Below are 20,686 nucleotides of genomic sequence, written 5' to 3'. Positions count from 1 at the left end.
GCTCGGCGGAACCAGGACCTCTCACCTGGCCCGCCTCGAACTCGCCGCCTGAACCGCGATCAAGACCGCCGCTTTGCGGATTTCCCAACGGAGTCCTGAAGTCGGGGGATTATCCGGTCGCTCGGACGACGCCGACTCCGTAGGTTCTGCGGTGGAATCGAAAAACCGTTCCACACAGCAGCCCACGGAGGACTCATAGTGACCGCCCCAACGCGCCGGCAGACGCGCACCCTTCACCCGCTCGTCGCGACCTTTGTGCGGTTCGTGGTGTGTGGTGGCGGTGTCGGGCTGGCGTCGAGCGGGGCGCTCGTACTGCTCAGCGACCGGATACCGATCGCTGTTGCCAACGCGCTGGTCACCGTCGTTTCCACAGTGATCGCGACCGAATTGCACGGGCGGGTCTCCTTCCAAAGCGAGCGGAAGGGTTGGGGGGTCCATCTTCAGTCCGGGGTGACGGTCGCCGTGAGCTATGCGTTCACGACAGGGGCGCTGCTCTGTCTGTACGCCTTCCGGTCCGAGCCCTCGGCCCTGGTCGAGCAGACGGTCTATCTGTCGGCGTCCGCTCTGGCTGGGATCGGACGGTTCGCTCTGCTGCGGGTTGTCGTCTTCGGCGACCGGAAGCAGACCACCTCGCGCGATGACTCGCTGAGCAAGGCCGCAGTCGCGATGGCTGCGTGAGAGATGCCCTGGGGCCTCGTATGCGCGTCGCTCCGTCTCCCCTGTCCGCCCTGCCCCGCCCCCCGTGGCCGGCGTGGCGGTCGCGCTGGTTGACTGTCGTGGCCGGTCGCGTGGGCGGCATGGGTCCTACGGGTGGGCCGGGCGGATGAGGGGCGTGCGGATGGAGTACAGGCGGGCCGAGTGGGTGCGGGTTCCGGTGGGGGATGATGCGGCGCGGTGGGCGACCCGGGAGAAGTGCCTGCGGGTCCTCGTCGTCGTTCACAACGTGACCGCCGCGACCCGGCTGCTCGATGTGCTGCCCCTGTTCGACGACGATTGGCGCGTCCAGCTGCTGGCGACCTGTACGGGCTCCTCGGCGTTCACGGCCGGGACGGCCGAGTTGCTGGCCGACACCGGCGTGCCGGTCCTGCCGTGGGAACAGGCGGCCCAGACACAGGTGGATTCGGCGGCCAACTGGACGTAATTTCCGGGAAGTTGGCCATCCTTTCGCACGGTGTTGGATACACTAAAAGGCTGGCAACACCGGACACCGGACACCGGACACCGGACACCGGGTCGGGGGCGGGGGCGGGGGCGGCGGTGCATGCGCCCGTTTTCGGGCTTGCGCCGGAGTGGCTTCTGTCGCGGGGCGCTCCTGTGGCGGACGCGCTCGTCCTCTCCCACCCCGAGCAGTACGAACGGTTGCGCATCGCCTGTCCCGAGGCGGCGCCGACCGCCGTACTCGCCGGGGACCCGTGTTTCGACCGGATGCTCGCCGCCCGGCCCTATCGCGAGCGCTTCCGCCGTGCGTTGGGAGTGCGACCTGGGCAGCAGCTGATCCTGCTGAATTCGACCTGGAACTCCGAGTCGCTTTTCGGTGATGGCGGGGGCGGCGGTGATGTCGTGGCTGCGCTGTTGGATCGGGTCGCTGCCGAGTTCCCTGTGGACGAGTATCGGTTCGCCGCCGTACTGCACCCCAACATCTGGCACGGCCACGGTCCCGGTCAGATTCGTGCCTGGCTCGATCGCGCGCGGCGCGGCGGGCTGGTGCTGATCGATCCGCTGAAGGGGTGGCGGCAGGCTTTGCTGGCCGCCGATGCAGTGATCGGGGACCACGGTTCCGTCACCTACTACGCTGCCGCCCTCGGCACTCCTGTGCTTCTGGGGGCTGCGCCGCTCAACGCCCTCGATCCCGATGCGCCGATCTCCGCGTTCATGCGGGAAGCGCCGCGGCTCGATCCCGACGCGTCGCTGGTGGTACAGATCGAGAGACTCATCGGTCGTCACCGGCCGTTGTCGGGGCCTGCCGAGTTCACCACCTCCGTGCCGGGTGAATCCGCGGTCCGGTTGCGTCGGCTCTTCTACTCGATGATGGGTGCGCCGGAGCCCGGTCGGCCTGCTTCGCTGAAGCCTCTCCCGCTGCCCGATTACGAGGCCGGAACGACCACCGTCCCCCTTCACGTACTGTCGCAGGTACTCGGGCCGGGAGAGGTTGCGGTCAGTCGCCGGGCGGACCCGCGGCAGATGGTGGACCCGGATCACGACAGGGAACTGCACGTCGCCGTGCACGAGGACACCCGTGACGTGGACCAGTTGAATCTGGCAGATGTCATCTTCCGGGACGGGGCACCCGACGACCCGCGCTTCGGGTCCCCCTCGGTCTGGACCGCCGAGGTGCTCCGGCGCCATCCCGGTTGTTCCGTTGCGGCCTATGTGACCGGGCCGTCCGCGTGTGTGGTCCGGGTGCGTGGCGAGGAGCCGCTCCGGGTGGTGGCGGCCCCCGGTGCCGATGCGGAAGGCGTGTCCGGTCCGGACCCCGCCGCGTACGCCTCTGCGCTGTACGCCTGGCTGGCCACCGGCGGCCCCGACCCGGCCGCGGCCGACAAGCGGCTCGCGCAAGCGATGGCCGATGGGCTCTGCGTGCGGACAGGTAGTCGGCTTCACCGCGTGCAGGTGTTGCTCCTCTGACATCCCCGGAATGAGGGGGATGTCAGAGGCGGGAAGAAGGCTTACGGGGTGACGCAGCGTCCTCGCATGCGTCGCAGATGCGACAGGTGGTACTCCGCCCGCTGGCCGTCGAGCGTCGTGATCGCCTCGTCGATCAGCGGCAGTGCCGCATCGGTGTCCTCTTCGTCCAACCAGATCTCGGCCATATCGGTGAGTGTCCGGGCCGTGTTGTACGTGTCGCCGCTCGCCCGGAAGTGGCGCAGTGCGCTACCCAGCCTCTCGCGGGCCTCCTCGCCTTGTCCGAGCCCGCGCAGGGCTCGTCCGCGATGACGTTCCAACAGGGCCTGTGCACGCGGCAGATCGGCGGTTCCCTCGTCATCTGTGCTCATCGCGCCCAGGATGCCGCCCGCTTCGTCGAAGCACTCGTACGCCTCCTGGTACCGCCACTGACGCAGCCTCAGCAATCCCAGGAACTCCACGGCCGAGGCGTGGCCTCGCTTGTGGGCAGACGACTCCTCGGCCCGCGCGGCTGCCAGCGTCTGGGCCTCCGCTTCCTCCCAACGCCCCAACTCCATGAGTGAGTGGGCGAGTTGAGCGTGGAGCGCTCCGGCGTCGGGGCTTCCCGGGAGATGAGCGTCGACGAGACGTGCTCCGATGCGCAGCGCCGGCAGCAGCACCTCGTGGTGACCCGCCTTGAGCTGCAGCGGCCACAGCGAACGGCTCAGGCGTACGGCAGTGTCCGGGTCGCCGGACTCCTCGGCGCAGCGAACGGCCTCGACCAGGTTGCCCGACTCCGCGAGCAGTGCGTCGAGGGCGGCGCCCCGGTCCTCGTACCTCTGCCCGATCCGGTCCTCGGCGGGTGCCGGGACGCGCCAGCTCTCCGGGAGTGCCTGATGGGCCGCCGATGTCGCCAGGTCCGTATAGGCAAGCAGTGTGCGGGTGAGAGCTGCGGAGCAGGCCGCGATTCCGTCCTCGCGCATCGCTGTCGCCTCGGCGTGTGCTCGGACCCCGGGGCGGTAGTGGTAGCGGCCGTTGCCGGTTCCGCTCCGGTTGCGTTGCAGGAGCATCCTGTCGGCGAGATCCGCCAGGAGCTCCGCCGTGACCGCCGGGTCCTGGCCGGTGGCCCGTCCGGCCGTCGCGGCGTCGAAGGCGGGCCAGTTGCGCAGCGCCATCAGCCGGTACAGCTTGGCGGATTCCGGTGTCAGGATCCGGTAGTTGTCCTCTGCCGCCCCTTGTACCGGGTCGCTGTCCGCCGCGGTCCGAGGCGGTGGAAGCGTGGGGGCGGAGAGCCGGTCCGCTGCGGCGCGCAGGGCATACGGCGATCCGCCGCATCGTGCGAGCAGCGCCGGCAGTGTGGCGCGGGCCGCGGCGACGGTGGTCTTGTCGGTGATATCGGTGAGCAGACGCACTGCGTCCCTGTCCGTGAGCGGACCGACGGGAACCCGTACGGCGTCGAGGCCGGGGAAAGGGGTCCGGGCGACGACGATCGTGAACACCCCGGGCGCCGATGTGAGTAACGGCCTGACCTGCGCTGCGGAGTACGCGTGATCGAGCACGACCAGGAGTTTGCGGTCCGCTACGCATTGGCGGAAGAACTCACCGAGCCGGTCGGTAGCGGTCGGCATCTCTTCGTCGCGCACACCCAGTTGGCGAAGCAGTGTGCGCAGTACGGTTCCGACGTCGCGCGCGCTTGTGGCGCCCCCGCCGCCGAGGTCGGCATAGATCTGGCCGTCCGGGAAGAGTCGGGTCGGCCGGGATCCGAAGTGCACGGCGAGCGCGCTGGAACCCATGCCGTCCGGGCCGTGCACCAGGGCGATCCGGGGCCTTCCGTCCGCGCGGCGGGATGCCTCTCGCTGGAGTTGCTTCATCGCTTCCTTGCGGTCCGTGAAGAACCTTACGGAGGCAGGGAGGTGTGACTGCGCGGCTCGGGACGGATTCGGTCCGCCGTGCACTCTTGAAGCGAACGCGCCCCAGGAGGCGGCGAGTTGCTGGTTGGTACGGATCTGCTCGTAGACCATGCGGGCCACGTCGTCCCGTTCCTCCGGGGCGACGGGCGCGGGGACCTGACGGCCGACGATTCTCCGTACGACGCCGCCGGTCGACTCCCAGGCCCACTTGCCGGCCTCGTTGGCCATCCCCGAACCAACTGCGCCGAGTACCGCCGAAATGGCTGCCACCGAAGCGGGATCCAGCATGTCACGCACTCCTCGTTCCCGGTGATCCGCGCGATGCGCCCTCCCCGGCACCGCCGCTGCCACCGTGCGGATCAACGTTAGCGTCAGACGGGTCGATATCCCTTGGGCGTGGCAAATGGTGATCGTCCTGGCTCGACGCCGGAAATCCGCCCGTCCCTCAGGGCGCCTCGAACAGCTGCGGGAAGCGGGGAGCGAGCCAGGGCTTGCGGCCCCAGGTGAGGACACGGCCGCGGGCCATGGCGCCCCATGGGTTGCAGCGGCCGAGCGCCATCAGGAGGAAGGTGACCGGCTCGATGAGGATGGTGCAGTCCGGGCGGGTGGGCGGCTGCGGGGTGACGGATACGACGCCGTCGGTGAAGGTGACGCCGAAGCGGGCGCCGCCCCACAGGCGGATCGGTAGCGGGCGGTCAGCCCGGCGATGGCAGTGGCGTCGGCCACCCGGGGCATCGCCGTAATCAGGAAGGGCAGTGACAGCCCGACCCGGGTGCGGTCGAGCATGTGCGGGCGGCCCAGCGCACGGGCGAGATCGTAACCATGGCCAAGCATGTGCGTCAGCAGGTACGAGCCCAGCACCACCCGGCTCATCGGGCCCAACGGGGTGTGCACGTTCTCGTCCGTCGTGCACCGGTCCACCGCCGTGAGGTACGCGTCCGCGTGCGTCACGATCATCTCGGCCAGCGGGTCGGCGTCCCGCTCCTCGAAGCCGGCGAGCGCGCGCTCGTTGCCGCGGCCAGGACTCTGCGGCGTTCCGTCGCCGTAGCTGCGTTTCCGCCCGGCCGCGATGTCGGCCATCAGCTCGTTGGCCTGCGCCAGATGCGCTGCCGCCTGCCCGACGGTCCACTCCGAGCCGGGCACCAAAACGCCCGTGTCGGCAACCCCGCGCAGTACTGCGGCGATGTCCTCGGCGGTGGCGCGTATCGCCTCGCCGAGCCTTTCGGGCAGCGCGCCTCGTACATCGTGTCCGGTCGCTGATTCCATGTTTCTCCCCGCCTCGACCGCGTCTGTGCGCCGGATACGCACAGGGCTGCCGCGGATCCCGTTACGGATCACCCACGGTCCCCGCGGTACACAAGACCAGGTGGCGGGGCCTGCGACAAGACCCGGGAGGCCGGAACGGCGGCCGCCAATCCCCCGCTGCACACGGACACGCACCTGGCTGACCGACCGAAGTCACAGGATCCGATGGTGATCCAGCGCTCTGCGCCAGTACATGTGCATCGCCTCAGCCGGCGGCACAGGACGGCCAAGGTTGCGGAGCACCTGCGGGTACAGCGCATGCGGGCGGTTGTGCCGGCTCGCAACGAGCGCGGAGTAGAGCGGCTTGCCTCTGGCGGTTCCTCGGTCCAGCTCGATCAGGAGAGCCACCTTGTCGTCGGGGTGGAGAGATGTCAGCCGACGATTGAGTAGCCGGCCGAGCTCTGCCCAGGTCGTTGTACGGCCCTGACGCGCAAGTCTTTCCAGGACGGGGAGCACGGCTGCCGCATAACCCCGTATCTCCCGCAAGGTGGGGCGCCTGTTGAACAGGACCAGGTGATCACGCCACTTCTCGATTCGGCGGCGACCCTCCCCGACGGCCTCGCTCCCCGCGTGCTCCGCCAGCTTCTCGGCCTCGCTCACAAGACGTCTCAGCTGATCGGGATGCAGGTCGTCGCCTTCCCTGTCGAGCAGGTCCAGAAGGGAACTCAGGCGTTCCCACGACGCATGGAGCTCTCCGGCCCTCTGCCCCACTATCCATTCCATGAGCTCTTCGAGCAGGGCGGTCGACTCGGTCGTCCCAGCCACTTGACCAAGAAGACGTGCGACCTGCTCCGCGGTATCGATGTCCTCTGCCGCCAGGGCTTCACGTGCCTGGTCCATCAGCGCATGGCGTACGGCACGTTGCTCCTGCTCCGCCGCGCTCCGGTGAGCGGGTCCCGGCGCGCTTCTCGTTACTGAGGGGGCAATAAGGGCGTCGGACTTGCTGTAGGCAACGTGCGCATCGTCAGGGAGAGGGGCGGCTTGACCTCTTTCACGGCCCCCGGTCGGCAGAGGCGCTACGTCCTCGGTCGTCGGTGCGCCCCGCCCTGGGGCATCCGAGTTGTTCAGGCGCCTCATGCCCCCAGCAGTGATCAACCAGCTGGCACCATCGTCCGCAGAGGGGCCGCCGCCATAGGTCAGAACGGCGTCATCAAGCATGTAGGTGTGAGCTGGTCCTGGTGTGCCCGTTTCCGCAGGGAGGGATATACGAGCGCGCGTCACTGCTGAGTCGCGCGGATGCACCTCGGCCTCGTACAGGATCCGTGAGGCTTGCGGAGCCACCGGGCCGATGGGAACGGCTCCGGTGAACGTCACCGTCCCAGGAAGAAGTTGCAGAGTGACAGCGGGTTGCGGATCCGGAGCGACTGCCTGTGCAGGTTCGGGCACGGCGTGACGCGGCATGACGCCGTGCGGAGTCCTGACGAGGCTGGGGGTGACGATCTCGCCGTCGGGGCCGAGGACGCACTCCGAGAGCCTCGTCCATTCGACAGGCCTGTCCGGGAACTGGGTGCCGATCTCCACCGCACGCACAGCTCCCTCCGTGCGGCACTGCATGCGCAGGGCGTACCCCTGTCTGTCCATGTGCCAGTTGGCCACCATGCTGTCCGGGGCAAAGAGCCATTCGACGGACCTCCAGCGAAGTCGCAAGGCCGAATCGTCCGCCTCCCAAAGACTTTTCGACCCGCGCGCCACCTGCACGCGTACAAGACGATCTCCCCCGGCATAGCCGACGTCGACCACCTCACGGACCTGGCGCCCCTTGGCCTTGTACGAGATCTGGACACTCTTCTGCCCCAGGCGCTTGAGCCACTCAGCGACGGCTCGCCCGATGTAGAGATGGTCGGCGCTGGCCTCGTCTCCCGCCACCCGCTGACAGCGCACCGCCGAGACATGGGCGAAATGACACTTCTTGTCCTTGTACTTCTTCGGAGACAGCTTGTTGCCGCAACCGCCGAGGAGCTGTCCGCAGTAGAAGGCGCGTTGTGGGTAGCGTCGAATGAACGCGTCGAATTCGACAGCATCCATCGGGAGGAACACCGGGATATCCGAATCGGAGCGGCCGAAGACTGCTGTCTGGACCTTCCGGGTGTCCTTCTCGTCGAGGTGCATGGACGGGCTCTCCAGGCAATGGGATGGCAGGGCAAGGCGGCAAGCGAGATCAGCGCGGCGCTAACCGCACACTGCTGACGCCCCGTCGTCCCTCACGCTCCGGCACGGCCGACATCACCAAGGGCCGCGCAGGAGCGCTGATTCCAAGCACCTGATACACAACAGCAGGGTAACCGTGAAACACCGACAAATCCGCCACGTTGTCATCAATCCTCGCGCACCGGCGGAAAGCCCGACCCGCTGCCGTTGTACGCAACGACAACGCCTGCTCCCGCGACATGGGCCGCAAGCTCCGACCACACCGTCAGGTACCGAGTGCGGACCACGTCGGGCATCTCTGCCTGCCCCAGTCCTCGTGGCGACTCCGCAACCGGCTCCACGATCTTCCCGACCGCTGCCGGTTGCACCGCCTCCCCACGCAAGACGCCCCGACTCCCGCTCGTGACACCTCGATCGCAGAAAGTGATAGTCCGAGGCTGCACCCAGCCCTGCACAACGGGGCACACTTTGGGCATAGTCGCCGACCGCAGGCAAGGGGGGTGACGTGAACTGGGTACACGGACGACCGCAGCAGCGCATCAACCGGCCACGACCTACGACGGGGCAGCTCCGTCGACTACACCTGAAGGATTGACCGAGTCCACAATCGAGGCCGTGATCCGGAGAGCCTGCGGGCCTTTCCGCCGTGAGGAATCGGACTCCCCACGCCCGCCGATCCATTACCGTATCCATGCAGACATACGGACAATCCGCCTGATCAGGCCCGCCATGACGTAGACACGGGCCGACCGACAACGAGGACCGAGGACCAAGGACCGACGTGCAGACCACTCCCCTCAGCCCCGAGGACCCTGCGAAACTCGGCGGGTTCGATCTGCTCGGACGGATCGGTCACGGAGGTATGGGGCAGGTCTTCCTCGGCGAATCGCAGGGCGGCGAACCGGCCGCCGTGAAGGTGATCAAGCCGACCGTGGTGGACTCCGAGTCGCGGCAGCGGTTCGCGCAGGAGATCGAGGTCCTCAAGACCGTGTGGGGCCCGCGCATCGCAGCCTTCCTGGGCGCGGACCCCGAGGCGGAACAGCCATGGCTGGCGACCGAGTACGTGGACGGCCCCGACCTGGGCAAGCACGTCACGATGCACGGCCCTCTGCAGTCCCTCCTCGTCGCCTCGCTCGGCGCGACGCTCGCCGAGGCGCTGGCCGCCGTGCACACGCAAGGGCTGCTGCACCGCGACCTCAAACCCGCGAACATCCTGCTCGGCCCCAACGGCCCCAAGATCATCGACTTCGGCCTTGCCGTCTTCGCCGAGTCGAACGTGTCGCTCACCGCACCCAACCAGGTGGTCGGCACTCCGGTATGCATGGCCCCCGAACAGGCCGCGGGTGTCAAACCGCTCACCGGTGCGGTCGACGTGTACGCGCTCGGCGCGGTGCTCCTGTACGCGGTGACCGAGCACTACCCGTACCAGGCAGCCACGCCCTTCATGGTCTTCCACCTCACAACCGACCCGAACACGCCCCCCGACCTCGCCGGTCTGCCCGCCGAGCTGGCCCCGCTGCTCATGGCCATGCTCGCCCAGAACCCGTCGGACCGCCCCTCGCTCGCTGAGGTGGTCAGCCAGTGCCGTGCGGTCATCGAGGCCCAGGGGATGAAGGTTGCCCAGGCCCGCCGCAAGCTGACCGCGTACACGGCGGCCATCGCACCGCAGGACGTCACCGCCGAGCTCGCGCCGCCCGTGCCGCCGACGGTGCCGTTCGCCGACTTCCGCACAGTCGCGGCCGAGCCCGCACCATCCACACCGGAGCCACCGGCAACGACGGTGGAGGACATCGCTCCCGCCGTCCCCACCCCCACAGCGCCGGAACCACAGCCCGCGCCCGAGCGCCCCGCCCCTCGCCGCCACGCGCCCGCTCCCCGCACCCTGCGCCACTCCGCCCAGGCCCGCAGGACCGCCGAGCAGCTGCGGAAGGCCTACGCCGCGAAGACCCCGTTCTGACCGACGGCACCACGCCACCGCGAGCACAGCACCACAGCCATCACCACCATCACCATCCAGGAGGCAGCGGGTGACCGCCGACCAGAGCACCACCGTCACGACGAGCGACAAGGACGCCCAGTACCCGCCGGGCGCCCAGATCCTCGTACGCGACGAGGTGTGGCTCGTACGGACCACCACCCGCACCGAGCACGACGGCGCCCGGATCGAGGCGGTGGGCGCCTCGGAGTTCGTACGCGACCGGGAGGCGGTCTTCTTCACCGAGCTGGACCGGGTCGAGCTGATCGACCCGCGTGACACCAAGCTCGTACGCGACGACTCTCCGAACTTCCGCCGCTCCCGCCTCTTCCTGGAGGCAGTTCTCCGCAAGACCGCTCTGCCCCAGTCGGAGCGCGGTCTGGCGCTCGCCGACCAGTTTCTCCTGGACGCGCTCCCCTACCAGCAGCGCCCCGCCGAACTCGCGCTCTCCGGCCGCAATCTGCGTCCCCGCCTCCTTATCGCGGACGTCGTCGGCCTCGGCAAGACGCTCGAAATCGGCCTGACCCTGGCGGAGTTGATCCGCCGGGGCCGGGGCGAGCGCATTCTCGTCGTCACCCCGCAGCATGTGCTGGAGCAGTTCCAGCACGAGCTGTGGACCCGGTTCGCCATCCCGCTGATCCGACTGGACTCGGTGGGCATCGAGCGCATCCAGCGTGAAATCCCGGCCGGGCGCAACCCGTTCACGTACTTCAAGCGCGTGATCGTCTCCATCGACACGCTCAAGAACACCGACCAGTACAAGCACCACCTGGAGCGCATCAACTGGGACGCGGTCGTCATCGACGAGTCGCACAACCTCATCAACAAGGGCTCCCTGCGCAACCAGTTGGCGCAGATCCTCGCCCCGCGCACCGACGCCCTGATCCTCGCCTCCGCGACGCCGCACAACGGCAACGCCCGCTCGTTCGCGGAGTTGATCTCCCTCCTGGACCCGGCGGCGATCCGCGACGCGGAGAACTACCGCGCGGACGACATCAAGCACCTCTTCATCCGGCGCACGAAGGTCAGCCCCGAGGTCCGCGACCAGATGAAGGGCCAGTGGGCGGACCGCGGCCCTTCGCAGTCCGTACGCTGCTCCGCCACCCCGGCCGAGGAGAAGATCTTCGGGGAGCTGGCCGAGGTCTGGCTCCCGACGGACGGCCGCACGTCCGTCAGCGACGTCCCCCTCTTCCCGTACACACTCCTCAAGTCCTTCCTCTCCTCGCACGCGGCCCTGAAGGCGACCGTCGCGGCACGCATCAAGACGCTGGAGAAGAAGGACGACGTCCAGGGCACAGCGGCCGAGCTGTCGGCCCTGCACCGGCTGCGCGAGCTGACGGCCGGTATGACGGAGGCCGACTCCGCGAAGTTCGCCGCGCTCGTCGAGCAGTTGAGGGAAATCGGCGTCGGCCCGAAGTCGGACACCCGAGTCGTCGTCTTCTCCGAGCGCGTACAGACCCTGGAGTGGCTGCGCTCGGTGGTGCCGGCCGCGCTCGGTTTCCGGGCGGGCAAGGCGGCCGACGCGGCCGCCCGCGTGATGCACGGCGGGCTCTCCGACGAACAGCAGATACAGTGCGTGGAGGACTTCGGCCTCGCCGACACCCCCGTCCGGATGCTGTTCACCGGTGACGTGGCCTCCGAGGGCGTCAACCTGCACCGCCAGTGCCATCAGCTGATCCATTACGACGTGCCCTGGTCGCTGATCCGCATCGAACAGCGCAACGGCCGTATCGACCGCTACGGGCAGGCGCACCAGCCTCGGTTCCGCGCGCTGATCCTCACCAGTGAGGTCGAAGGGGCGAAGGACGACACGCTCGTCGCCGAGCGCCTGCTGGAGCGGGAGGACGAGGCGCACCGGGCGTTGGGCACGGCGGAGGCGGTGTCCGGTCTCTACCGCGCGGAGGCCGAGGAGAGGTCACTCATTCAGGACCTGCTGCATGGCCGCACGGTCGACGAGTCCCTGGAAGCCCACAACGCCTCCTCCGCCGACGACGACGCGGGCATGGACGACTTCCTGGCGGACTTCTTCGGCTCGGTGGGCGACGAGGCGTCCACGGAGCCGGACGGCGGACCCGGCGACGGGAGCGTGTCGCAGGCGCACGTGCCCCGGCTGTTCACCTCCACCCGCGAATTCTTCGACGAGGCGCTGCGCGAGGTGTTCCCCGACGCTCAGGACCGCCTGGATCTGTCCATGGATCCGGAGTCGGGCCTGATCTCGTTCCGGCCACCCGCCGACCTGATCCACCGCATGAAGGCGCTCCCGCTGGATTACGTAAGCGAGCAGCGCCTCCGCGAACGCCTCCTGGTCACGCTCAACCGCCGCCTGGCCGAGCACTCCCTCCAGCGGGCCCGGGAGTCGTCGACGTCCAGCTGGCCGGAGATCTCGCTGCTCACCGAGCTGCACCCGGTGGTGGAGTGGCTGACCGACAAGGTCCTCGTACGCCTCAACCGCCAGGAGGCGCCGGTCATCACGGCCGGCGTGGACCGGGCGACGTACCTGGTCCAGGGGATCTACTCCAACGCGCTCGGCCGTCCGACCGTCGTCAAGTGGATGGCCGTCACCAGCGACGGCGCGGTCGACGACGACATGGTCGCCGTGCTGCGTCGCGCCGGGGTAGGCCCGTCGATGGCCAATCCGATGCGGGCGCACGACACCGCGCGCCTCGGCGAGGCGGTCCCGGACATCCTGTCGGCCGCGGAACTGTTCCTGGAGGAGCACCGCGAGGCCTGGGACGAGCCGCTGCGCGGCCCCATCGAGGAGTACAAGCTGCGCCTGGGCGACTGGGAGCAGCCGACCCTCGCGGAGGGCGGCGCGTCACTCGCGGGCGACCACGCCAAGGAGCGGCTGGCCTCGCTGGCCGACTCGCTGCTCACCACCGGTCGGCCGATGCTGCGGGTACTGGCCGTCCTGGCCCCGGCGGCGGCGTGACGCCCGCCGTGCCGCTCTGCGCAACCGCCGCCTCTGCAGCCTGCGCCGTTGCTGCGCGCTTCCCTCTCTCGTCTGCTTCCCGCTCCCGCGAAGGTTCTGACTCATGACGTACGACTCCCTGGTCAACCGTGGTGACTACTTCTCCGCGCACTATCTGGCCGAGGTCCTGCCCAAGGACCTCAAGGCCGGACTGCTCGCGGAGTGGAAGCGGCGCGAGGACGAGGCGGCGGAGACGCTCAAGACCGCCGCCGAGGCGGTGCCCGGCCCCGAGGCCCTGCCCGTCACGCCCCGCGCGGGGCTCCGCGCCCTGCGCCGCCCGTACTTCCGGGCCCGGTCCTACTTCGCCCTCGGGGAGGAACGCAACGCCACGGAGGCCGCGGTGGTGACGGGTGACGACGACGCCGTCACGTACGCCTCTCCGGAGTGGCGCGAGCGCGTCCGTTCCCTCAACGCGGACGTCCTGCGCGCCCTCGGCTTCGACGCCAAGCCGGGCACGGTGACCGTCGAGCGTGCGGAGCAGTCCTACGAGGTGCGGGTCGCCCACTCCGAGAAGGGCCTGATCGCGCTGGACTGCGGGTGGTCCGCCGAGCCCGACGCCGCCCTGGACCCGAACGGCCCTGGCCGCCTGCTGGACCAGTTGGTGCTCGATGGCCGGCACCAGGTGACGACGGGCTCCAAGCTCGCCTCATTCCTCTTCGCCTGCGAGGACGCCCCGCGCTATGTGCTGCTGCTGGTCGGCGGCGTCGTGGTCCTCGCGGACCGTGCGGCCTGGGGCGAGGGACGGTATCTCGCGGTGTCCCTGGACGCCGCCCTCGAACGCAACGAAACCAAGACCGGCGGCGAACTCGACACCGTAGCCGCCCTGTTCGGCGCCGACTCGCTCCGTACGCCGGAGGAGGGCGGCGAGAACCCGCTCGCCGTACTGGTCGACAAGTCGACGAAGCATGCGGTGGGCGTCTCCAGCGAACTCCGCGACGGCCTGCGCATCAGCGTCGAGCTGATCGCCAACGAGGTCCTGGAGCGCCTGCGCGAACAGGGAGTTCGCCCCGAGGACGTCAAGGAACTCCCCGAGCTGGGCAGCCAGTTGACCCGCGAGTCGCTGCGCTTCCTCTACCGCATCCTGTTCCTCCTGTACGCGGAGGCCCGCCCCGAGCTCGGCATCCTGCCCTCCGACTACCCCGAGTATCAGCAGGGGTACGGCCTGGGCCGCCTCGGCGACCTGGTCGCGGAACAGGACCTGGTGGACGAGAAGTCCCGCCGCGGCTTCTACCTGTACGAGTCCCTTGACCTGCTCTTCCGCAAGGTCCAGGAGGGCTACCGCCCCCGCCGCACACACGGGTCGCCTACGGCTGCGGAGAAGGCGTCCGAGGACATCGGCCTGCGCTTCGAGCCGCTGCACTCCAAGCTGTTCGAGCAGGACTCCATCAAGCTCATCGGCGAACGCGCCGTCCGCGACCCCCGCCACGACACGGACGAAGCCCACACGGAACGCTTCCTGGACACCCGCCTGCGCAACGCGACCCTGTACCGCGTGCTGCGCCTGCTGATGCTCACGCGCGGAAAGCGCAAGGAGCGCGGCGGGTTCATCTCGTACGCCCAGCTCGGCATCAACCAGCTGGGCGCGGTCTACGAGGGCCTCATGTCGTACACCGGCTTCGTCGCGGGCGAGGAACTGTACGAGGTCGCGAAGAACGGCGACCCGAAGGACGGTTCCTGGCTGGTCCCGTCCTCGCGCGCCGACGAGTACGCGGACGCGGTATACGTACGGGAGCGCGACGAGTACACGGGCGAGGAGCGGCGAGTACGGCATGCGCCGGGCTCCTTCGTGTACCGCCTGTCGGGCCGCGACCGCCAGACCTCGGCCTCGTACTACACCCCGGAATCCCTGACCAAGGTCACCGTCCAGCTGGCACTCCAGCACCGCCTGGACCAGGACGACACGGTCACCCCGGCCCGCGAGATGCTCGACTGGAAGATCTGCGAGCCGGCGCTCGGCTCGGGCGCGTTCCTCAACGAGGCCATCAACCAGGTGGCGGCGGAGTATCTGCGGCGCCGGCAGGACGAGTTGGGCGTCGCGATCGATACGGAGAAGTACGCGCAGGAGCTCCAGAAGGCGAAGGCGTACATCGCCCTGCACAACTCCTACGGCGTCGACCTCAACGAGACGGCAGTGGAGCTGGCCGAGGTGTCGCTGTGGCTGAACACGATGCATCCCGGGATGGAAGCACCCTGGTTCGGCCTGCACCTGCGGCACGGCAACTCGCTGATCGGCGGGCGCCGTGAGGTGTACGGCCCCGAGCGCCTGAAGAAGGGCGGCTGGCTCGGAACGACACCGGAGCGCTTCCCGCTGGCGGACGCGGTGGACGGTGCGGAGCTCCCGAAGGGGGCGGTGCACCACTTCCTGCTGCCGGCGAAGGAGTGGGGCGCGGTCGCGGCGGAGAAGGAGGCCAAGGCGCTGGCCCCGGAGGCAGCAAAGGCGCTGGGCGCTTGGCGGAAGGCGATCACGAAGTCCCCGAGCGCCAAGCAGACGGCCCGGCTGCAGGGGCTGGCCCGGCGGGCGGAGTACCTGTGGGGGCTGGTGGTACGCCGCCTGGAGATCTCGGAGCGGGACATCTCGCGCCGGATCGATGTGTGGGGTGCGGAGGAGGGTTGGCTACGGTCGCCCGAGGTCGCGGTGCAAAGGGAAAAGGTGCTGGATGACCTCGAGGCGGTGGACACCCCGTACTGGCGGCTGAAGACGCTGATGGATACGTGGTGCGCGCTGTGGTTCTGGCCGGTGCAGGAGGCTGCGCTGCTGGACGGGTCGGGTGAGCAGTACGCGCGGGCGGCCGAGGTCGCGGGTGTGACGGCGGACCACGAGTCGGGCGTGCTCATGTCCTGGGAGACGGATGACCTGTTCGGCGAGACGACGGATGCGCGGGAGTTGACCCGGGAATCGGTGGAGCGGCGACGCAGCACGGGCCGCCGCAAGGAGCAGATCCGGGAACAGCGCCGGGCGGTCATCCCGTTGGCGGCTCTGGAGGACTGGCTGGACTTCGCGGAGTCCTTGCTGGGCACGCAGGAGGTTCCGTCCGACTCGCTGGTGGCGTCGTTCGCGACGCTGGACGAGCTGGAGCCGTACGAGGACGCGCTGCCCGAGCCGATGGGGATGGACCGGGCGCACTGGCTGGAGAACCGGTTCCCGTGGGTCGCCGTGGCGGGGGATGTTGCGGCGCGGCAGGGGTTCTTCCACTGGGAGCTGGAGTACGCGCAGGTGTTTGCGCGGGGCGGGTACGACTTACAGGTGGGGAATCCGCCTTGGGTTCAACCGAAATGGGTCGAAGACCTGGTACTCGCCGAGATCGACCCCTGGTTTGCACTGGCCGAAAAACAACAAAACGGAGAATTGAGCGAGCGCCGCTCCACGGTGCTTAATGACTCCAAAGCCTCACAATTCTTCCTGGAGGAGCTCGCGACCACCGAATCCACGGCCAAAATCCTCTCATCACTTTCAACCTATCCGGCGCTGTACGGCACGAAACCAGATCTCTATCGCGCCTTCATGTGCCAATCCTGGAAAAACCTCAAACCCCACGGAACCATCGGGCTAATTCATCCAGAAAGCCACTTCAGTGGAATCAAGGAGGGGAACCTCCGAGCCGAAACATATCGACACCTACGCCTACACGCCCACCTGGTGAACGAGTTCCGCCTATTCACAGAAATCGATCACCGCGTCCACTTCGGCATCCACATCTACGGGCACCTCCAGCAGATTCCAAACTTTAAGCACGTGAGCTGGATTTTCTCGCCCACGACGCTTCTGGATTCCATGACCAAGGACGATTCCGGGAAGGTTCCAGGAATCAAACACCTTGGAACTTGGGACATTCGGCCCCATCGCAGCCGAGTCATTGACATCGACCTCAACCGCCTGTCCGAATGGAATCGACTGGCCGGCGAGAGCGAAACACACCCCATTCAAGCCACCCTCCTCTACCCCGTCACTACGCACGAACAGGGGGCAATCTCAGCACTAGCCAATCAAAATCACCGAGTCAAAGAATTGAAACCTCACATTTCAATCGGCTTGTTCGAAGACAAGGCCAGAAAATCGAACCTGATTCGATGGGAAACCCAGGATGTAACTGATTGGCATACACCCGTCCTCCAAGGTCCACTCTTCGGCATTGCAACACCGTTCGCTAAAAAGCCAAACATTCCCTGCCGCAACAACAGCGATTACAGCACATACGATCTGACATCGCTGCCACGGGATGCCGCACCTCGCGCGAACTATGTTCGAGGCGAGGACACGAAGGCCTTTTACGACTCAGTGGACACATGGGATGGCCGTCGAAGCACAGAATATTTTCGTCTTGCTTGGCGAGACATGATCCCAGCGACGAATGAGCGATCCCTATTCGCGTCGATCATTCCGCCGGGCCCGAGTCACGTGAATGCAGTGCGCAGCATGCACGCATCGACAAACCTGGCTACTGCCATCATTTCTGGTCTTTGGGCGGCACTTCCCAGTGATTACCTTCTGCGCATCACAGGTCGTGGGCACATGAGTGTCACGGAAGCCCATGCCATGCCGGCCCCCACCACCAACCATCCTCTGACCCCTGCTCTCCTCCTCCGAACTCTTCGCCTCAACGCCGTGACCGATGCCTATGCCCCCCTCTGGGAAGAGCTGTACCACCCCACGTGGCCCGGTTACGAAGACTGGGCGAACCCGGCCTGGCCCAACCTGGCCCCCCTGGCCTCCTCTCTCACACCCACATGGCAATACGACACCCCCCTCCGCACCGAACTCGAGCGCCGCGCCGCCCTCGTAGAGCTGGACGCCCTCGTATCCGTCTGGCTCGGCATCACCGCTGACCAACTCGTCGCCATCTACAAGTCCCGCTACCCCGTTCTCTTCGACTACGAGTCGGAGATGTACTTCGACGCACGCGGCCGCAAGATCGCCCGCAACCACAACACCTACGGCCACGGCCAGACCAAGGAGGACTACCTCGCCCTCCTCGACCACCTGGCCTCCCCCGCCACCACCCCGCCCCCCGCCGGCTACACCGCCCCCTTCTACAAGGCAGACCGCGAAACCGAAATGCGCGCCGCCCACGCCCACTTCCAGGCCCGCCTGGACGCCGAGATCGCCGCAGGCCGCTGGTCCCCGCCCGAACCGCCCACCACCCCCGACTCCACCCGTATCCCGGAATGACAGCTGTCCCACTCGCCCGATAGGTTCGCGACCATGCCCGGCCGTCTGCTCGAACTCCACGTGGAGAACTTCCGCAGTCTCCGTGACGTGACCGTCCCCCTCGGCCCCCTCACCGTTCTGGTGGGTCCGAACGGAGTCGGCAAGTCCAACCTACTGAAGGTCTTCGACCTGCTCTCGGACATCATCCGGACCGACCTCCAGCCCGCCCTGGACGCCCGTGGTGGCTTCGACGAGGTCGCGTTCTGGGGCGGCTCGAAACCACCCACGTCCATGACGATCCGTCTCAAGGCGACCTGGACGACGTACGCGAGCGTCAACGCTCCCGACGAGTATGAACTCACCGTCCGCCGCCGCAAGTTGCGGAACAGCGAGGACGCCTACAGCCTGTCCCGCAGCGAGAGCTTCCAGTTCAAGCGGACCCAAGGGCGTGGGCGGCGCATCACTGTCTCCGGCGAGGAGGCCAAGGTCGTCGACAGGCGGGCCGGCAAAGAGTCCGACAGCGGGAGCCTCGGCATTCAGCGGCTGAGCAGTGGTCTGTCCACCCTGCCTCGGCTGGCCAGTTCGGATGGCGGCGAGGAGGTGTCCAAGGTGGCTGACCAGCTCTCCTCCTTCAGAGTGTTCGACGTAGATGTGGACGCTGCCCGCCAGCCCTCCCGTCTACGTCGCAAAACGCTCTTCCTCCAGGAACTCTCGTCCGAAGCGGACAACCTGGCCGAGTTCCTCTTCTACCTCAGTACCAACGACGACACCTGGCAGAATCTCGTAGCCGATGCCCGGACCGTTCTGCCACAGCTCGACGACATCGAGTTCGCGAGGGTCGGCGGCTCCGCCGACCAGGTGACCGTCATCCTCCGCGAGCGCGGCCTGCGCCGCTCCACTCCCCTCGCCGACGCCTCCTACGGAACCGTCCGTCTGCTCGGCCTCCTCGCCATGCTGTACGACCCGCACCCGCCGGCCCTCACCTGCGTGGAGGAGATCGACCACGGACTCCACCCGCAGGCCCTGGAACTGATCGTGGCGCGGCTCCGCGAAGCGTCCGAGCGCAGCCAGTTCCTCGTCGCCACGCACTCCCCCGCTCTCGTCAACCGACTTCATCCGGAGGAGTTCGTCGTCTGTGACCGCGACGAGGACGGCGCCTCGATCATCCCGGCGCTGACCACGGACGAAGTGCACGCCATTGTTGAGGAGTCCGGCGACCAGCCGCTCGGCGAGTTGTGGTTCTCCGGCGTACTCGGGGGCGACCTCACTGGCGGTGAACTGTGAGCCGCAAGTCGCCGATCATCCCGCGACAAGGCCGAGGCGTCATCGTGCTCGCAGGCGAGGACGCCAACGACTGCGACATCCTGGCGCCGATCATCCGCCAGCACCATCCGAGCCTGGGCACCGCCAAGCTCGTACGCATCAACGACCCGGTGCGGCTCAAGAAGAAGACCGGCCATGACCTCGCCACGGCCGTGAGCACGCTCATCGGCAAGGCCAAGGGAAAGGCGCTCCAGCAGCGCGGCCCACTGGTCGGCCTGGTGGTTCATGAAGATCTGGACGGCTTCACGGACACCCGCTACACCACCGTACGCAAGGCTCTCTCCGACGAGCTCGCCCGCCAGAGCCCCTGCGATTCGGCACTCGCCCTGGCGGCCTGGGAGTCCGAGGCGTGGCTACTCCTCTTCCCTGCTGCGTTTCCCCGTATCCGGCCGCGCTGGAAGGTGCCCCAGCAGTTACGCGGTAACGACAGGACTCTGCTCCGCTCGGTGTGCAGACGACCGTCACTCTGCACCTCCGCATAGGCAACACTCCGCCCATCCCTAGTTTCAATCAAGGTGAAGGGTCCTGCGAGCCCCGCATGTTCACCACGATTCAGCGGCATCACCTGGATCTCTACATTCCGCCGTTGTCCGATCAGTAGGGTCTGCTCCAACTGCCCCCTCCAGACCTGGTCTCCGCCGATTCGCTTGTGCAGTACGGCCTCCTCGACGACGAAGCTCAGATTCGGGACCGGGCGGCGGTTGAAGATCTCTTGCCGCGCCATGCGCGATGCGCATCTCTGGTCGACGACTTCTTCATCGAGAAAGGGTCGCCACTGCCTGAACACCGCTCGCGCGTACTCTTCGGTCTACAGAAGGCCGTTGACCGCCAGGGTGTCGTAGACGTGTAGCTCGACCGCCTCCGCTTCCAGCTTGGCCGCATGCTGGAAGAACGACGGATACCGCGCCCGAGCCACCTCCCCCTTCATCGCAACAAGCAGCCCACCCGCCCCCAGCACCTCATCCGCCCGGTCGATCATCTCCGGCTTCGGAATCCGCCGCCCCAGCTCCACCGAGGCGATCTGGTCCTCCCCGTACCCGAGCCGCGACCCCAACTCGGCCCGCGTGAGTCCCTCCCGTTCCCGCAGCAGCCTCAACTGCATCCCAAAACACCGCAGGAAACCCACAGTCCCGTCGTCCCGCTCCGACTCGCCCATCGCTCACCCCGCCACGTACACCACTCACGCCCTGCCCATCACCACGCTACGCACAGCAACCAAACTCGCCACCCAAATCCGCGACGCTCCCTCGAACGGGTACCCGCCCTCCCCTGTCCGCCGCCCCGGCCGCTGTCACCGGCATACACGGGCC

The 20,686-nt window shown here is 67.8% G+C and carries 10 protein-coding genes and 2 pseudogenes; 8 read left to right on the top strand and 4 right to left on the bottom strand.

The features are described 5' to 3' along the window. Window positions 1-198: 198 nt before the first annotated feature. The 3 genes from ABTZ94_RS16140 to ABTZ94_RS16130 all read left to right on the top strand — a co-directional run bounded on the left by ABTZ94_RS16140 (window position 199) and on the right by ABTZ94_RS16130 (window position 2,625). Window positions 199-678 (top strand): GtrA domain-containing protein, encoded by a 480-nt coding sequence (locus tag ABTZ94_RS16140; protein WP_351201526.1) that lies wholly within the window; start codon window positions 199-201, stop codon window positions 676-678. 160 nt (window positions 679-838) lie between these two features. Beyond that, window positions 839-1,141: a hypothetical protein gene (locus ABTZ94_RS16135; protein ID WP_351201524.1), complete on the top strand. Its 303-nt coding sequence runs from the start codon at window positions 839-841 to the stop codon at window positions 1,139-1,141. Between the two features lie 284 nt (window positions 1,142-1,425). Continuing rightward, on the top strand, window positions 1,426-2,625 hold the full coding sequence (locus tag ABTZ94_RS16130; protein ID WP_351201522.1) for a hypothetical protein: 1,200 nt from the start codon (window positions 1,426-1,428) through the stop codon (window positions 2,623-2,625). A 41-nt stretch (window positions 2,626-2,666) separates the two neighbouring features. On the opposite strand, the gene ABTZ94_RS16125 is transcribed toward ABTZ94_RS16130, so the two are convergent. From ABTZ94_RS16125 to ABTZ94_RS37865, 3 genes and pseudogenes are all read right to left on the bottom strand, one after another. Beyond that, entirely contained in the window at window positions 2,667-4,799 is a 2,133-nt protein-coding gene (locus ABTZ94_RS16125; RefSeq protein ID WP_351201520.1) for a tetratricopeptide repeat protein, read from the bottom strand. Between the two features lie 157 nt (window positions 4,800-4,956). Next, window positions 4,957-5,777: pseudogene (locus tag ABTZ94_RS16120) on the bottom strand (maleylpyruvate isomerase family mycothiol-dependent enzyme). Window positions 5,778-5,969: 192 nt separating this feature from the next. Then, window positions 5,970-7,925: a competence protein CoiA family protein gene (locus ABTZ94_RS37865; protein ID WP_502967253.1), complete on the bottom strand. Its 1,956-nt coding sequence runs from the start codon at window positions 7,923-7,925 to the stop codon at window positions 5,970-5,972. An 820-nt stretch (window positions 7,926-8,745) separates the two neighbouring features. On the opposite strand from ABTZ94_RS37865, the gene ABTZ94_RS16110 reads away from it, so the two are divergent. The 5 genes from ABTZ94_RS16110 to ABTZ94_RS16090 all read left to right on the top strand — a co-directional run bounded on the left by ABTZ94_RS16110 (window position 8,746) and on the right by ABTZ94_RS16090 (window position 19,858). Next, a complete protein-coding gene (locus ABTZ94_RS16110; protein WP_351201518.1) occupies window positions 8,746-9,921 on the top strand; it encodes a protein kinase domain-containing protein in 1,176 nt (391 codons plus the stop codon). Between the two features lie 70 nt (window positions 9,922-9,991). Beyond that, complete coding sequence (locus ABTZ94_RS16105; RefSeq protein WP_351201516.1) at window positions 9,992-12,868, top strand: DEAD/DEAH box helicase; 2,877 nt, start codon at window positions 9,992-9,994, stop codon at window positions 12,866-12,868. Window positions 12,869-12,971: 103 nt separating this feature from the next. Next, entirely contained in the window at window positions 12,972-18,074 is a 5,103-nt protein-coding gene (locus ABTZ94_RS16100) for a class I SAM-dependent DNA methyltransferase (RefSeq protein ID WP_351201514.1), read from the top strand. Window positions 18,075-18,107: 33 nt separating this feature from the next. Beyond that, complete coding sequence (locus ABTZ94_RS16095; RefSeq protein ID WP_351201512.1) at window positions 18,108-19,337, top strand: AAA family ATPase; 1,230 nt, start codon at window positions 18,108-18,110, stop codon at window positions 19,335-19,337. Then, window positions 19,334-19,858 (top strand): hypothetical protein, encoded by a 525-nt coding sequence (locus ABTZ94_RS16090; RefSeq protein ID WP_351201532.1) that lies wholly within the window; start codon window positions 19,334-19,336, stop codon window positions 19,856-19,858. The genes ABTZ94_RS16095 and ABTZ94_RS16090 overlap by 4 nt, the downstream gene beginning before the upstream one ends. Here the strand turns inward: ABTZ94_RS16090 and ABTZ94_RS16085 are convergent. Then, window positions 19,798-20,532 (bottom strand): annotated as a pseudogene (locus ABTZ94_RS16085) (helix-turn-helix domain-containing protein); the annotation flags it as partial. The gene ABTZ94_RS16090 and the pseudogene ABTZ94_RS16085 sit on opposite strands and share 61 nt — an antisense overlap. Window positions 20,533-20,686 lie beyond the last annotated feature (154 nt).

It is taken from the genome of Streptomyces sp. NPDC002785 (genome assembly GCF_040295565.1).
Classification (GTDB): Bacteria; Actinomycetota; Actinomycetes; order Streptomycetales; family Streptomycetaceae; genus Streptomyces.
The sequence above is the reverse complement of the archived record's forward strand: the minus strand, read 5'-3'. Positions and strand labels throughout refer to the sequence as shown.

What these genes read in the sequence shown, in the direction of transcription:
- ABTZ94_RS16135 (WP_351201524.1), top strand. Translation starts at nt 839, where the DNA reads ATGGAGTACAGGCGGGCCGAGTGGGTGCGGGTTCCGGTGGGGGATGAT.
- ABTZ94_RS16130 (WP_351201522.1), top strand. Translation starts at nt 1,426, where the DNA reads ATGCTCGCCGCCCGGCCCTATCGCGAGCGCTTCCGCCGTGCGTTGGGA.
- ABTZ94_RS16125 (WP_351201520.1), bottom strand. Translation starts at nt 4,799, where the DNA reads ATGCTGGATCCCGCTTCGGTGGCAGCCATTTCGGCGGTACTCGGCGCA.
- ABTZ94_RS37865 (WP_502967253.1), bottom strand. Translation starts at nt 7,925, where the DNA reads ATGCACCTCGACGAGAAGGACACCCGGAAGGTCCAGACAGCAGTCTTC.
- ABTZ94_RS16100 (WP_351201514.1), top strand. Translation starts at nt 12,972, where the DNA reads ATGACGTACGACTCCCTGGTCAACCGTGGTGACTACTTCTCCGCGCAC.
- ABTZ94_RS16095 (WP_351201512.1), top strand. Translation starts at nt 18,108, where the DNA reads ATGCCCGGCCGTCTGCTCGAACTCCACGTGGAGAACTTCCGCAGTCTC.